The sequence below is a fragment of the Mycolicibacterium sediminis genome, from assembly GCF_010731735.1.
Classification (GTDB): Bacteria; Actinomycetota; Actinomycetes; order Mycobacteriales; family Mycobacteriaceae; genus Mycobacterium; species Mycobacterium sediminis.
On record NZ_AP022588.1, the window covers coordinates 2,062,302 to 2,077,023 of the forward strand.

A 14,722-nucleotide genomic window follows, 5' to 3' on the forward strand; every position below is an offset into this window, starting at 1 on the left:
ACGTGACACTCAATCGCCGCCAGGCCCTGACCGCGATTGCGGTGGGAACGACGGGCTTCCTCGCCGCATGTGCGGGCACGTCCGTCACCGGTTCGGGCGAAGCGGCCGAGTCCGAGGCCCCCAAGGCTCCCGACGTCACGTTCAGCCCGGCGAACTCCGCCTCCGACGTCCCGCCGACCGCGCCGGTCGGCGTCGAGGTCGTCGACGGCTGGTTCCAACGGGTCACTCTCACCAATGCCGAGGGTCGGGTGGTCAACGGGGTCGTGAACCGCGACCGCAACTCGTTCTCCGTCACCGAGCCGCTCGGCTACGGCGTCCAGTACACCTGGGGCGGGTCCGTGGTGGGGCACGACGGCAAGGCTCTGCCGCTGAAGGGCAGCTTCACCACGGTGAACCCGTCCCGGCAGGTGTCCGGGACCTTCCAGCTCGCCGACGGGCAGACCGTCGGCGTCGCAGCGCCGATCATCATGCAGTTCGACTCGGCCATCGAGGACGCGGACCGCGCGGGCGTCGAGAAGAACATGATCGTCACCACCGAACCCCCGGTCGAGGGCAGTTGGGCCTGGCTGCCCGACGAGGCGGGCGGCTCCCGGATGCACTGGCGGACGCGGGAGTACTACCCCCCGGGCACGCAGGTCCACGTCAAGGCCAACCTCTACGGCGTCCCGTTCGGCGACGGCGCGTTCGGCGCACAGGACTCGACGCTGGACTTCGCGATCGGCCGCCGCCAGGTCGTCAAGGCCGAGGCGTCCAGTCATCGGATCCAGGTGCTCGACGAGGGCGGCGCGGTGATCATGGACTTCGCGTGCAGCTACGGCGAGGGCGACCTGGACCGCAACGTCACGCGCAGCGGCATCCACGTCGTGACCGAGAAGTACGAGGACTTCTACATGACCAACCCCGCGGCGGGCTACGCGAACGTGCGGGAACGGTTCGCCGTGCGGATCTCGAACAATGGCGAGTTCATCCACTGCAACCCCAACAGCATTGGCGCGCAGGGCAATACGAACGTCACCAACGGCTGCATCAACCTCAACCTCGAGGACTCGCAGCAATACTTCAACAGCGCGGTGTACGGCGATCCGGTGGAGGTCACCGGCACGCGGATCGATCTGTCCTACGCCGACGGCGACATCTGGGACTGGGCCGTGCCGTGGGACGAGTGGACCTCGATGTCGGCGCTGTCCAAGCCCGGCACGCCCGCGAACATCCCCGCCAACGCGCCGGCCACCCCCAGCGACGCGCCGACCCTCTCGGGCACGCCCACCACCACCGCGCCGAGCCAGTCGACGTCGACGCCCGGCGGCTAGCCCCCTCGTCAGGGTTGGCGGTTGAACCGGCCGTTCGGCGCCTGATCGCGTGGCCGGATGACGATCTGGTCCAGGTTGACGTGCGACGGGCGTGACGCCACGAACCCGATGACCTCGGCGACGTCGTCGGCGACCAGCGGCGTGATGCCGCGGTACACGTTGTCCGCCCGCTCCTGGTCGCCTTCGAAGCGCACCAGCGAGAACTCCGTCTCGACGGCGCCGGGCGCGAGTTCGGTGAGCCGGACGGGCTTGCCGAGCAGCTCGCCGCGCAGCGTCCGGTGCAGCGCACCCTGCGCGTGCTTGGCGGCGGTGTAACCCGATCCGCCGTCGTAGGTCTCGAACGCCGCGATCGAGGTGATGGTGACCACCAGTCCGTCGCCCGAGGCGATCAGGGCGGGTAGCAGTGCGCGGGTCACGCGAAGCGTGCCGAGGACGTTGGTCTCCCACATCCACCGCCAGTTGTCGACGTCGGCGTCGAGCACCGGCTCCAATCCCTTGGCCCCGCCGGCGTTGTTGACGAGGAGGTCGACGCGGGACAGGCCGGCTGCGAGGGCGTCCACGGCCGCCTGGTCAGTGACGTCCGCCACAATGGCCGAGCCCCCGATCGCGTCCGCGACGGCGGTGATCCGGTCCGCTCGACGTGCCACGCAGACGACGTGGAAGCCAAGGGCTGCAAGGGTTCTCGCAGTGGCCTCACCGATGCCGGAGCTGGCACCGGTGACCACTGCGACGCGCTGATCTGAAACGGATGCGGTCATTCCCCCGACTTTAGTCAGCGTGCTAGCTTGTGCATGTGTCCGAAGGTCTGACTTCCCGCATCGCCACTCGGCGTTCGTGTTGTCGCTGTTGTCGCACTCCACGCTGCGCCTGACTGAACCCGGACGACGTTCGTCCCGCTGAGTCGCCAGGTGTGGCCTAGAAAACCACCAGCCGACTTCATCCGAGGACAACATCGTGACCGTCACCGCATCCCCCTCCATCGTCACCGCCCGACAGACCCCTGCGTCGCACGCCGCGCGCACACTGTCCCCGGCGAACGGCAGGTATCCCCAGGCTCGTCGGCTCAACATCGTCGCGCCGTCACTGCGTGTCGCCGACGCCGCCGCGGCAGCCGTGTTCGGCGCCGCCCGGACGCGCGGCCCCATTGCCCGCGACGTCGTCGCGAAGGTCACCGGCCTGAGCATCGCGACCGTGAACCGGCAGGTCACGGCCTTGCTCGACGCCGGACTGCTTCGTGAGCGCGCCGACCTCGCCGTCTCCGGCGCCATCGGCAGGCCGAGGGTGCCGGTCGAGGTCAACCACGAACCGTTCCTGACCCTGGCCGTCCACATCGGTGCGCGGACGACGAGCATCGCGGCCACCGACCTGATCGGCCGCACGCTCGACGTCGTCGAGATGCCCACCCCGCGCGGCACCCAGAACGCCGCCCTCGCATCGCTCGCAGGCAGCGCCCGCCGCTACCTCAGCCGCTGGCACCGCCGCCGTCCGCTCTGGATCGGCGTGACCGCCGGTGGCGTGGTCGACAGCGCGACCGGCCTGGTCGACCATCCGCGGCTCGGCTGGACGGAGGCGCCGGTCGGTCCGGTGCTCGCGGAGACGCTGGGACTTCCGGTGTCGCTCGCCTCGCACGTCGACGCGATGGCCGGTGCCGAACTGCTGCTCGGAGCGCGCCGCGGTGCGGGTGACGCCGGCCGCGAGGGTGGCACGAGCCTCTACGTCTACGCCCGCGAGACGGTCGGCTACGCGCTGTCGATCGCGGGTCGCGTGCACTCGCCGTCCAGTGGGCCCGGCACGATCGCCGGCCTCCCCGTACAGTCCGACATCCTCGGCGACACTGGGCAATTGGAGTCGACCGTCAGCGACGAGGCAGTCTTGTCGGCGGCGCGCAGGCTGCACGTCGTACCCGCAGAGGGTCCCTCGTCCACCATCGGTGGGGTGCTGCGCGCCGCACGCGGCGGCAACGAGGAGGCCTCCGGACTGCTGGCCGAGCGGGCACGCGTCCTCGGCGAGGCCCTGGCACTGCTCCGCGACATGCTCAACCCCGACGACCTCGTGGTCGGGGGCCAGGCGTTCACCGAGTACCCCGAGGGCTTCGGGCTCGTGGAGGATGCGTTCGCCCGACGGTCGGCGCTGGGCACCCGCGACATCCGGGTCACGTCGTTCGGCAATCGGATCCAGGAGGCGGGGGCCGGCGTGGTGTCGCTCGGCGGTCTCTACGCCGACCCGATCGGAGCGATGCGCCGCGCCAACAGCCGGCGTCCCGAATCCGCCTGAGACGACCGCCGACGAGGGCCGATGGCCCGCGGTGTAAGGATGGGGTGTGCGCGTCGCCGTCCTGTCGGTCCATACCTCGCCGCTTGCCCAGCCGGGTACCGGCGACGCCGGCGGGATGAACGTGTACGTCCTGCAGAGCGCGTTGGAGCTGGCGCGCCGCGGCGTCGAGGTGGAGATCTTCACCCGCGCAACCACGTCGAGTGACGCGCCGGTGGTCCGGGTCGCCCCCGGCGTGCTGGTCCGCAACGTCGTCGCCGGGCCGTTCGAGGGGCTCGACAAGAACGATCTGCCGACCCAGCTGTGCGCGTTCACCGCGGGTGTCCTGCGTGCCGAGGCCACCCACGAACCCGGTTACTACGACGTGGTCCATTCGCACTACTGGCTCTCCGGTCAGGTCGGCTGGTTGGCCCGCGACCGGTGGGCCGTGCCGCTCGTCCACACCGCGCACACCCTGGCCGCAGTGAAGAACGCCTCACTCGCCGAGGGCGACCGCCCCGAGCCGCCGCTGCGGTCCGTCGGGGAGCAGCAGGTGGTCGACGAGGCCGACCGGTTGATCGTCAACACCGAATACGAAGCGCGCGAACTCGTCTCGCTGCACCACGCGCAGCGCGACCGCATCGACGTCGTGCACCCCGGCGTCGACCTGGCGACGTTCACCCCCGGCGACCGCGCCGCGGCGCGGGCGGTGCTGGGCATCCCGAGCGGCGAGCCGGTGGTGGCGTTCGTGGGCCGCATCCAACCGCTCAAGGCGCCCGACGTCCTGCTGCGCGCGGCGGCGAAGCTGCCCGGCGTGCGGGTCGTCATCGCGGGTGGTCCGTCCGGGAACGGACTGGCCAATCCGGACGGCCTGGTTCGGCTTGCCGCGGACCTGGGTATCACCGACCGCGTGACCTTCCTACCGCCCCAGAGCCGCGACCGTCTCGTCGAGGTCTACCGGGCCGCCGACGTGGTGGCCGTTCCCAGTTACGCCGAGTCGTTCGGATTGGTGGCCGTCGAGGCGCAGGCCTGCGGGACGCCCGTCGTCGCCGCCGCCGTCGGCGGACTGCCGGTCGCCGTGCGCGACGGGGTGACCGGCACGCTGGTCGCCACTCACGACGCCGACGACTGGGCGGCGGCCATCGACGGCGTACTGAGGCGCGACCCGGCCGAGATGTCGGCCGCGGCCCACGAGCATGCGTCGGGCTTCTCCTGGGCGCACACCGTCGAAGGGCTGCTCAGGAGCTACGGCCACGCGATCACCGACTACCGGTCCCGCCACCAGCGCAGGGACCTGCCGCGGCGCGAACGCAGACGCCTGTCGATCCGGCGGGGCGTGCGCGCATGACCTCCATCGCCGACATGCGCAAGACGATCGAGGACACGCTGACCGAGGGCGACCTCGAGTACGCCGTCCGCGAGGACGACCACGGCAACCATCCCGCGGTGATCGTGGCGCTGCCGGGGGAGCGCAAGCTCAAGACCAACACGCTGCTCCGCATCGGCGACCACGCGGTGCGCGTCGAGGCGTTCGTCTGCAGGCGGCCCGACGAGAACCACGAGGGCGTCTACCGCTTCATGCTGCGGCGCAACCGGAAGCTCTACGGCGTGGCCTACACGCTCGACAAGGTCGGCGACATCTACCTGGTGGGCCGGATGGCGCCGCACGCCGTGACAACCGAGGAAGTCGACCTCGTCCTCGGCCAGGTGCTGCAGGCCGTCGACGCCGATTTCAACACGCTGCTGGAACTCGGGTTCCGCACGTCCATCCAGAAGGAATGGGAGTGGCGGGTGTCGCGCGGCGAGTCGCTCAAGAACCTCAAGGCCTTCGAGCACCTCATCGACGACGACGGCGACGACGACTGACCCGTTCCCGCCCGGTCGTGACAGGATGTCCGCATGGCCACGCTGGTGCTGCTCCGCCACGGCGAGAGTGAATGGAATGCGCTGAACCTGTTCACCGGATGGGTGGACGTCGACCTCACGGAGAAGGGCAGGGCGCAGGCCATTCGCGGTGGGAAGCTGATGGCCGAGGCCGGTGTGTTGCCCGACGTGCTCTACACGTCTCTGATGCGACGCGCGATCACCACCGCCAACCTGGCGCTCGACGCCGCCGACCGGCACTGGATCCCGGTGCACCGCAACTGGCGGCTCAACGAGCGGCACTACGGCGCGCTGCAGGGCCTGGACAAGGCCGCGACGAAGGAGAAGTACGGCGAGGAGCAGTTCATGGCGTGGCGCCGCAGCTACGACACGCCGCCGCCGCCGATCGAGAAGGGCAGCGAGTACAGCCAGGACGCCGATCCGCGCTACGCCGACATCGACGGTGGACCGCTGACCGAGTGCCTCGCCGACGTCGTCGCCCGGTTCGTGCCGTACTTCGAGCAGACGATCGTGCCGGACCTGCGGGCCGGGCGCACCGTGCTGCTCGCCGCGCACGGCAACTCGCTGCGCGCGCTGGTGAAGTACCTCGACGGGATGTCCGACGCGGACGTCGTCGGTCTCAACATCCCGACCGGCATCCCGCTGGTCTACGAGCTGGACGACGAGCTGAAGCCGACCGTCCCGGGTGGGAACTACCTCGATCCGGAGGCCGCGGCCGCCGGCGCCGCCGCGGTCGCCGCACAGGGCGCCAAGTAGCGCACCGGACGCCGGCGCAGTGCCCATCCGAGAGAACAGTCGGTTAACTCCGGTGAACGGGCGCCGAACTCCTGTATTTGAGTGTGTGACTTGTCCCGAATTGGCCGCACGCTGCTGGGATGACGTTCACCCAATGCGTACGCTTTGCCCGTGAGCGTTGGTTCCGCGCTGTCCCTGGCGACGGTCGTGGCATTGCTCGCGCTGGCGCTGGGCGTCGCGGTTGGAGCGGTGCTCGTCCCGCGACTTCGTGAACGCCGGGACCGCCGCACCGCCGAACAGGCCGGCATCACCATCTCCGAGATGCTGCAGCACGTCGTCGCCCTGTCCCCGGTGGGCATCGTGGTGGTCGACATTCACCGCGACGTCGTCTACATCAACCCCCAGGCCAGTGAACTCGGCATCGTCCGGGACCGGCTGCTCGACGACCGCGCGTGGGCCGCGGCGCAGCGCACGCTCGTGACCGGCACCGACGTCGAGGTCGACCTCGCGCCGTCGCGCCGGCACCCCGGCCGCTCCGGCCTGCACGTCCGCGGCCACGTCCGGCTGCTGACGGAGGAGGACCGCCGCTTCGCGGTGATCTTCGTCGACGACCAGTCCGAGCACGCCCGGATGGAGGCGACCCGCCGCGACTTCGTGGCCAACGTCAGCCACGAACTCAAGACCCCCGTCGGCGCGATGGGGGTGCTCGCCGAGGCGCTGCTGGCCTCGACCGACGATCCGGAGAACGTGGCGCGGTTCGCGAACAAGATGCTGATCGAGTCGCATCGGCTGGCGAACATGGTCGGCGAGCTGATCGAACTGTCGCGACTCCAGGGTGCCGACCCGCTGCCCGACCTCGAGGCCGTCGACGTCGACACGGTCGTGGCGGAGGCCCTGTCGCGCTACAAGGTGGCCGCCGACAACGCCGACATCGAGATCACGACCGACGCCCCGACCGGCTACCGCGTGTACGGCGATCAGACGCTGCTCGTCACGGCGCTGGCCAACCTGGTGTCGAACGCGATCGCCTACTCGCCGGAGGGGTCGGGCGTCTCCATCTCCCGGCGGCGTCGCGGTGACGACGTCGAGATCGCCGTCACCGACCGCGGCATCGGCATCGCGCGGGCCGACCAGGAGCGGGTCTTCGAACGCTTCTTCCGCGCCGACAAGGCGCGCTCGCGGGCCACCGGCGGCACCGGGCTCGGGCTCGCCATCGTCAAGCACGTGGCCGCCAATCACAACGGATCCATCCGGCTGTGGAGTCAGCCGGGCACCGGGTCGACCTTCACGCTGTCGATCCCGGCCTACCCCTTTCACGATGACGACTCAGATCATCTAGACCAATCGGAGGACTGACCATGACCAGTGTGTTGATCGTGGAGGACATCTACCCGGAAGGCACGGCTCTCTGATGACCAGTGTGTTGATCGTGGAGGACACCTACCCGGAAGGCACGGCTCTCTGATGACCAGTGTGTTGATCGTGGAGGACACCTACCCGGAAGGCACGGCTCTCTGATGACCAGTGTGTTGATCGTGGAGGACGAAGAATCTTTGGCCGATCCGCTGGCCTTCCTCCTGCGCAAGGAGGGCTTCGAGGCGACGGTGGTGTCGGACGGTCCGTCGGCACTCGCGGAGTTCGAGCGCTCGGGTGCCGACATCGTGCTGCTGGACCTGATGCTGCCCGGCATGAGCGGTACCGACGTGTGCAAACAGCTGCGGCTGCGTTCCAGCGTGCCCGTGATCATGGTCACTGCACGGGACAGTGAGATCGACAAGGTCGTCGGGCTAGAACTCGGCGCGGACGACTACGTGACGAAGCCTTACTCGGCGCGCGAACTGATCGCGCGCATCCGCGCCGTGCTGCGCCGCGGCGTCGATCCCGACGAAACGGGCATCGGCGACGGCGTCCTGGAGGCGGGCCCGGTCCGGATGGACGTCGAGCGGCACGTCGTCTCGGTGAACAGCGATCCGATCACGCTGCCACTCAAGGAGTTCGACCTGCTCGAGTACCTGATGCGCAACAGCGGGCGAGTGCTGACCCGGGGACAGTTGATCGACCGGGTGTGGGGTGCGGACTACGTGGGCGACACCAAGACGCTCGACGTCCACGTGAAGCGACTGCGCTCCAAGATCGAGGCCGACCCCGCCAACCCGGTCCATCTCGTCACGGTGCGGGGGCTCGGCTACAAGCTCGAGGGCTGACCCGCAGGAGTTCCCGTCGTACCGCCGGTCGCCTCGTGGTGGCCGGCGGTACGACGCTGTGCCCATCCGAACACGTGTCCACGGATGTCGTCGTGCACCCACGGTCGGCGGTCGATGCTCGGTGCCGAACCCCGAGTTACCTGTGTCACACTCAGCAAACTCTCAGCCCCGTGAGCTGGGGTTTCCGTACTAAACGAATGTTTTGCCGGTCCATTCCCGTGCGGTTGCACGCCGTGCCATGTGGCCCCCGGTCGCCGGAACCGCTGGCCCCGATCTCCGCTTGATGCGGCAGCATGGGCGGCAAAAGTTAGCCAAATATTAGAGACGCTGCTGTGCTAAGGGGGAAATATCCCGCTGACCGGCGTGCAAGTTTAATGATCAAATGTTTGCCAAAATCGCGCCTCCAGGTTGCATAGCCTCGATGAGACGGGTAGCTTTCCCGAGGTGAGCGAACGTCGCCCCGGTGGCGCGAGTCCCGCCTCGGGTGCGGCGCAGCGCCATCTGATCGTCTCGGGTCCGGTAGCGGTCCCGTCGACGGAGTCGGCAGAACGAAACGCACCGTTGAGTTTCAGCAACCGAAGTGGCGACTACGCCAGTAGGCGTCATGGATTACACGAGCATCTAGGTCACCACCGCGACCACCAGCAGCCCCCGGAGGGCGCTGGCTGGTTTCATCGAAGAGGGGTCAAGCCATGAGCGTCGAAGCACCGGGTACCGACGAGAAGGACGCATTCGACGTGGGCAACGTTCATGCGTCGACCCCGACGCTGCGACGCAACACCGTCACCGTCGTCATTCCGGCCATGAACGAGGCCAGGAACCTTCCCGACGTCGCTCGGCGCATGCCCGAGGGGATAGACGAGATCGTCTTCGTCGACGGGCACTCCGAGGATGACTCGATCGAGGTGGCGCGGACCCTGTGGCCCACGGCGAAGATCATCTCGCAGACCCGGCGTGGCAAGGGCAATGCGCTGGTGTGCGGTTTCGAAGCCGCCACCTCGGACATCGTGGTGATGATCGATGCCGACGGCTCGACCGACCCCGGTGAGATCGTGCGCTTCGTCGAAGCCCTGAACGGCGGCGCCGACGTCGTCAAGGGCAGCCGGTTCGCGGACGGCGGGGGTAGTTCCGACTTCACCTTCACTCGCCGATTCGGCAACAAGGTGTTCAACTCGATGGTCAACCTCAAGTTCCGGGCGTCGTTCACCGACCTCTGCTACGGATACATGGCCTTCTGGCGGTGCCACCTCCCCGCGATGGCGCTGCCCGACTCTGCGGCGACCGAAGCGCAGTGGGGTGACGGTTTCGAGATCGAGACGCTGATCAACGTCCGGATCCTGACGTCGGGTCTGCGCGTCGTCGAGGTGCCCAGTTTCGAGCGCAGCCGCATCCACGGCACGAGCAACCTGCACGCGTTCAGCGACGGGTGGCGCGTGCTGCGGACGATCCACGGTGAGCGCTCGACTCGCCGCGGTGCCACCCCGGCGCGACGTGAAGCCGCGCGAGTTGGTCAGCATGTCGGTCGGTGACCTGACCCACGCGAACGCGACTGTCGACGGCCGCCTGGCCGGAACGGTCTCCACGTCGGTGGTCATCTGCGCCTACACGCCCAGCCGGTGGCAGGCGATGTGCGATGCGGTCGACTCCGTTCTGACTCAACGGCTCCCGGTCGACGAACTCCTACTGGTGATCGATCACGACGAGGATCTGTTCGCCGCCGCCCTCGAGCGCTACCGGGGATCCGTGATGCCGAAGGTGCTGCGCAGCACCGGTCCCCGCGGGCTGTCCGGTGCGCGGAACACGGGACTGCGCGCAGCCGGTTCGGACGTGGTGGCCTTCCTCGACGACGACGCGCGGGCGGAACCCGGTTGGTCCGAGGCGATGGTCGCGCACTACACGGCCGAGGACGTCGAGGGCGTCGGTGGTTACGCCATGCCGGACTGGCCGGACGCTCGACCCTCGTGGCTGCCTGCCGAGTTCGACTGGGTCGTCGGCTGCAGCTACGTCGGACAACCCACGACCGTGGCGCCGGTCCGAAACTTCATCGGGGCCAACATGTCCCTGCGTCGTGACGCGTTGGTGATGGTCGACGGCTTCGATTCGTCGGTCGGGCGAATCGGCTCGAAGCCGACCGGGTGCGAGGAGACCGAACTGTGCATCCGGATCAGCCAGCGCAAGCCCGCTGCACGTCTCCTGTTCGATCCGGACATGCGCGTGTGGCACACCGTGTCGCGCGACCGCACGACCTTCCGCTACTTCGTCTCCCGGTGCTATCACGAGGGCAGGTCGAAGGCGATGGTGTCGCGTCTGGTGGGCGCATCGGACGGACTCAGCAGTGAGCGCGCCTACGTCTCCAGGGTGTTGCCCCGGGCCGCCGCTCGAGGCCTCGCCAGCTGCACCCGTGCCGGACTGGTCCGCGCCGCCGTGGTGGCCGTGGGTGTCGCGGTCACCTCGCTGGGCTACCTGAGGGGACGCGTGGGGTCACGTTCGCGCGGGGTCGTCCGATGACACCGACGACGTCCACTGAGGCGACGGACTTGCAGCCGGCGCTGCCAGTCCCGCATCCTCCGACGTGGGCGGGCGCCATCTGGATCGGGTCCATCGACGTGGCGTCGGTCGATCGGTCCGGCACCTACCGGCTCCGCGACGCGGACGGTTACGACCGCGCACGACTCCTGGTTCGCCGTGGCCGCGACGTGGTCGGATTCGTCGAACTCGCCGTGCGGGCAAGCCAAATCGACCCGGGTGAGCTGCACGACGCCGTCGGTCGCATCCGCGGTGAATCGCCGGCCACACCCGTCGCATCCGGGGCGACACCGCCGATCACGGTCGTCGTGTGCACCCGAGACCGGGTCGAGATGCTGAAGGTGGCGCTGGCGTCGATCCTCGCGCTCGAGTATCCGGACCTGGCCGTCATCGTCGTCGACAACGCCGCGCGCACCGCCGAGACCCGTGACTACGTCCAGAGTCTCGCCGATCCGCGCGTACGACTCGTCGTCGAGCCACTGCCCGGCCTGTCCCGCGCACGCAACGCGGGGCTGGCCGCTGCCACGACGGAGATCATCGCCTTCACCGACGACGACGTACTGGTGGACGGGGATTGGCTGCACGGCCTCGCGAACCGGTTCGACCGGGATCCGGCGGTGGGGTGCGTGAGTGGCATCGTCCCGAGCGGCGAGATCAGAACACCGGCCCAGGCGTACTTCGACCAGCGCGTCGGGTGGGCGAGTTCCTGCAATCCCGCGTCGTACCAACTCGATTCGCCTCCTCCGGACGTGCCACTGTTCCCGTTTCAAGTGGGCATCTACGGAACGGGTGCCAACTTCGCCGTACGCAGAAGCGTGGTGTTCGACCTGGGCGGCTTCGACGAGGCGCTGGGAGTCGGATCGCCGACCGAGGGCGGTGAGGATCTGGACATGTTCTTCAGGATCCTGCTCGCCGGCTGGCGACTGGCGTACGAGCCGTCCGCGATCGTGTGGCACCGGCACCGGGCCGACAACGGCGCGCTCGCGGTCCAGGCGCGCGGCTACGGACTGGGTCTGGGCGCCTGGTTGACGAAGATCGCCCTCAACCCGCGAACCGCGTGGCTCGCCGTCCGCACGGTGGCGGCCCAGGCGCGTACCGCAGGTCGGCTGGGGTACCGGATGTCGAAGGTTGCGTCACCACCTCCCGACTTGGAGGCGCTGGTGCCCAGTGGCGTCGGCAAGCTGGAGCTGAGATCGATCTTCGGGGGTCCCCGAGCCTACGTCGCCTCTCGACGGGAAGGCCGCCGAGTCGCTCCGCTGAGGGGAGGTCGCCATGCGCCGGCCGTCGTCGACGGATAGGAATCTTCGGCTGAACTCGTACGCGGTGGTCGCGTCGAACCTCGGCACCGGCGTTCTCGGACTGGCCTTCTGGGCGATCGCCGCCAAGTTGTTCACACCCGCACAGGTTGGTGTCGCCTCCGCGTCGATCGCCTCGGCGATCATGCTGTCCACGCTCTCGAACCTCAGCATCGGGGCCATGTACGAGCGGTTCCTCCCGGTTTCTGGTCACCGTGCCGGCGGCCTGCTGGTGCGCGGATACCTACTGGTGGCCGGTGTGGCCATGCTGCTCGCGGTGGGCGTGCTCGCCTTCGGCCCCGAGGCACTGTTCCCGACCCGGTTGGAGAAGCTCGTCTACCCCGTGCTGGTGGTGGTGCTTGCCCTCTTCGCGTTGCAGGACAACACCGTTGCGGGCCTGGGTGTCGCGCGCTGGGGGGCTGCGAAGAACGGCGTCCACGCCGTCGCCAAGCTGGCCGCCCTCGTCGTGATGTCCGCATCGGGCGCCGCGCTGGCGATCATCGCCTCCTGGGGGCTGACCGCAGCGGTGGCGATGGGCTGCCTGATGGTGGCGATGCGTCGGCGGATCAGGTCCGACGACCGGTACACCTGGGCACCCGACCTTCCGGCCCGCAGCGAGATGTGGCGGTACTTCGGTGCGTCCTACGGCATCACGGCTCTCGCGTCCATCGCGCCACTGATCGTTCCGCTGGTCGTCATCGCACAGCTCGGAGCGGACGCCAGCGCCTACTTCGCGGTGACGTGGTCGATGGTGACCGCCGTGTACGTCGTGCTCAGTCTTCTGATCGGTCCCTTCGTCGCCGAATGCGCGGCTCATCCCGACCGGATCGGCGGTCTGTCAGCCCAGTTCGTGAAGACGATCGGTGCCGTCGCGTTGGCCGGCAGCGCGGGTCTGGCCGTCGTCGGTCCGGTCGCCCTCGGCTTCATCGGAGACCAGTACCGCGAGCACGGCACGCCGCTGCTGTACCTGGCCGCCGTCTTCATCCCGTTCACGGTGATCGGCTCCCTCTACGACGGCCTCGCGCGAGTGCACCGACGACTGACCCTGGCGGTCGTGACGCAGTGCGCGGTGACCGCAGTGGTCATCGGCGGCTCGGTGGCGTTCACACCGTCGCTCGGCGTGCTCGGCATCGGCGTGTCCTACCTCGCCGCCGAGGTCCTCGCGGCGGTGATCCTCGTCGGACCCCTGGTCCGATGGCTACGAGAACTCAGAACTCAACGATCGGAGGCGGATTCGCACCCGGCGGACCTGCCCGAGCACGATGCCGTGGGGGGCGTGCGATGAGTGCCGTGAAAGTCAGCCCGCTCGACATGATGTGGGCGAAGAACCGGATCATCAGCGCGGTCGGGCCCGTGGACGCCGGGCGTCCCGAGCAGATCGCTTCAGTCGTGCGGAAACTCGCGGCCCGGGGTGGGCCGGGAACCCGGTTCGGCCTCATTCCGAGCACCGACACCCGCACCTGGCGGCATGCACCCGACGACTTCCTCGGCGACGTCACCGAATTGCCCGCCTGCACCGCGGGAGATCTGCCCGCGCTGCTCACCCGCCGGGCTCGCTCGAGCACGGGCTCCAGCGCCGTGAACGTCGCCATCGCCGGTGACTATCTCATTGTCGACATGTGCCATGGACTCGGGGACGTACACCTCGTCGACATGCTCAATTCGGTGATCGGAGAACGCCGGTCCTACGACAGCCTTCCGGACTGGTCGCTCGGCACGCCGACGCGTCATCCGCTCGGGAAGGCGCTCGCCCACTTCTACGGCGCGCGGCCTCGGCGGATGGCGGCACTGCTGCGCAACCGCAATCGCGCACCGGCGGTGCCCACCGCCGCGGGGGCGTCGGTGGCCTGGCACCGGGCCCCCACCATGGTGGCGGCTCAGTCCACGGGTGACGTGCTCGAGCGCGTCCGGCAGGCCCGCGCGCGCTCGGCCTCCGGTGTCTCGATCGCGTCCATCGTGTCCGCCGCGATCGTGGTCGCACTCCGTTCGCACGGAATCGAATCGAACGACTCGGTGAACGTGGTCTTCGACTGCCGGCGGTATCTGCCCGGGGGCGCTCGGATCTTCGGCAACTTCGTCTCCGGGGTCGACATCGCCGTGGGGGACCCCGGTGACCCCGGCCGGTTGCACCGCGGCATCGGCGACGCCGCGTCCAGTGGCCGGCCATTGGCGGCACTGCTGCTGAACGCCCGGAAGTTCGAGAGCCACTACAGAAGTGGGCACGCATTCGACCCGGCGACGCGGGTTGCGTCGGCCCCCGTGGCGAAGCTGGTGTTCTCGCACGTGGGCAGCATCTTCATGGGCACCGTGGGCGACGAGGCGCGGCGGTTCGGCAACTGCCTCAACGAACCCATGGATCCCGAGGCCATCGTGTTCACGATCAGCCACCACGGATCCGATTTCGACGTGAGCGCGTCGTTCCACTCGAACGTCTTCTTTCCGGAACTCATCCAGTCGGCGCTGAACGCCGTGGCGGAGGAGCCGGAACTCGCCCTTACCCGACAGATCAGGATCTAGT

13 protein-coding genes are annotated in these 14,722 nt (G+C 68.9%); 12 read left to right on the plus strand and 1 reads right to left on the minus strand.

Annotated elements, in window-relative coordinates:
- Positions 1 to 2 precede the first annotated feature (2 nt).
- Positions 3 to 1,310, plus strand: a complete 1,308-nt coding sequence (locus G6N64_RS09885) for a L,D-transpeptidase (RefSeq protein ID WP_246231073.1) — start codon at positions 3 to 5, stop codon at positions 1,308 to 1,310.
- A gap of 8 nt (positions 1,311 to 1,318) precedes the next feature.
- Here G6N64_RS09885 and G6N64_RS09890 read toward each other — a convergent pair whose 3' ends face one another.
- On the minus strand, positions 1,319 to 2,068 hold the full coding sequence (locus G6N64_RS09890) for an SDR family NAD(P)-dependent oxidoreductase (protein WP_163796735.1): 750 nt from the start codon (positions 2,066 to 2,068) through the stop codon (positions 1,319 to 1,321).
- Between the two features lie 220 nt (positions 2,069 to 2,288).
- On the opposite strand from G6N64_RS09890, the gene G6N64_RS09895 reads away from it, so the two are divergent.
- From G6N64_RS09895 to G6N64_RS09945, 11 genes are all read left to right on the plus strand, one after another.
- Positions 2,289 to 3,584: an ROK family transcriptional regulator gene (locus G6N64_RS09895; RefSeq protein WP_163801567.1), complete on the plus strand. Its 1,296-nt coding sequence runs from the start codon at positions 2,289 to 2,291 to the stop codon at positions 3,582 to 3,584.
- 46 nt (positions 3,585 to 3,630) lie between these two features.
- On the plus strand, positions 3,631 to 4,908 hold the full coding sequence (mshA, locus tag G6N64_RS09900; RefSeq protein ID WP_163796736.1) for a D-inositol-3-phosphate glycosyltransferase: 1,278 nt from the start codon (positions 3,631 to 3,633) through the stop codon (positions 4,906 to 4,908).
- Positions 4,905 to 5,426 carry a type III secretion system chaperone family protein gene (locus tag G6N64_RS09905; RefSeq protein ID WP_163796737.1) on the plus strand — a complete coding sequence of 174 codons (522 nt, stop codon included), beginning with the start codon at positions 4,905 to 4,907 and terminating at the stop codon, positions 5,424 to 5,426. The genes mshA and G6N64_RS09905 overlap by 4 nt, the downstream gene beginning before the upstream one ends.
- A gap of 33 nt (positions 5,427 to 5,459) precedes the next feature.
- Positions 5,460 to 6,200: a phosphoglyceromutase gene (locus G6N64_RS09910; RefSeq protein WP_163796738.1), complete on the plus strand. Its 741-nt coding sequence runs from the start codon at positions 5,460 to 5,462 to the stop codon at positions 6,198 to 6,200.
- 150 nt (positions 6,201 to 6,350) lie between these two features.
- The gene (locus G6N64_RS09915) at positions 6,351 to 7,535 is read left to right on the plus strand and encodes a sensor histidine kinase (protein ID WP_163796739.1); all 1,185 of its coding nucleotides are present in this window, start codon (positions 6,351 to 6,353) and stop codon (positions 7,533 to 7,535) included.
- Between the two features lie 161 nt (positions 7,536 to 7,696).
- Complete coding sequence (regX, locus tag G6N64_RS09920) at positions 7,697 to 8,383, plus strand: two-component sensory transduction protein RegX (protein ID WP_163796740.1); 687 nt, start codon at positions 7,697 to 7,699, stop codon at positions 8,381 to 8,383.
- Between the two features lie 692 nt (positions 8,384 to 9,075).
- Positions 9,076 to 9,912: a glycosyltransferase family 2 protein gene (locus G6N64_RS09925; protein ID WP_163796741.1), complete on the plus strand. Its 837-nt coding sequence runs from the start codon at positions 9,076 to 9,078 to the stop codon at positions 9,910 to 9,912.
- A complete protein-coding gene (locus G6N64_RS09930; RefSeq protein WP_246231075.1) occupies positions 9,836 to 10,891 on the plus strand; it encodes a glycosyltransferase family 2 protein in 1,056 nt (351 codons plus the stop codon). Before G6N64_RS09925 ends, G6N64_RS09930 begins: the two co-directional genes overlap by 77 nt.
- A complete protein-coding gene (locus tag G6N64_RS09935; RefSeq protein ID WP_163796742.1) occupies positions 10,888 to 12,207 on the plus strand; it encodes a glycosyltransferase in 1,320 nt (439 codons plus the stop codon). The genes G6N64_RS09930 and G6N64_RS09935 overlap by 4 nt, the downstream gene beginning before the upstream one ends.
- Positions 12,182 to 13,489, plus strand: a complete 1,308-nt coding sequence (locus tag G6N64_RS09940; protein WP_163796743.1) for a lipopolysaccharide biosynthesis protein — start codon at positions 12,182 to 12,184, stop codon at positions 13,487 to 13,489. The genes G6N64_RS09935 and G6N64_RS09940 overlap by 26 nt, the downstream gene beginning before the upstream one ends.
- A complete protein-coding gene (locus tag G6N64_RS09945; protein ID WP_163796744.1) occupies positions 13,486 to 14,721 on the plus strand; it encodes a hypothetical protein in 1,236 nt (411 codons plus the stop codon). Before G6N64_RS09940 ends, G6N64_RS09945 begins: the two co-directional genes overlap by 4 nt.
- Position 14,722: the final 1 nt, after the last annotated feature.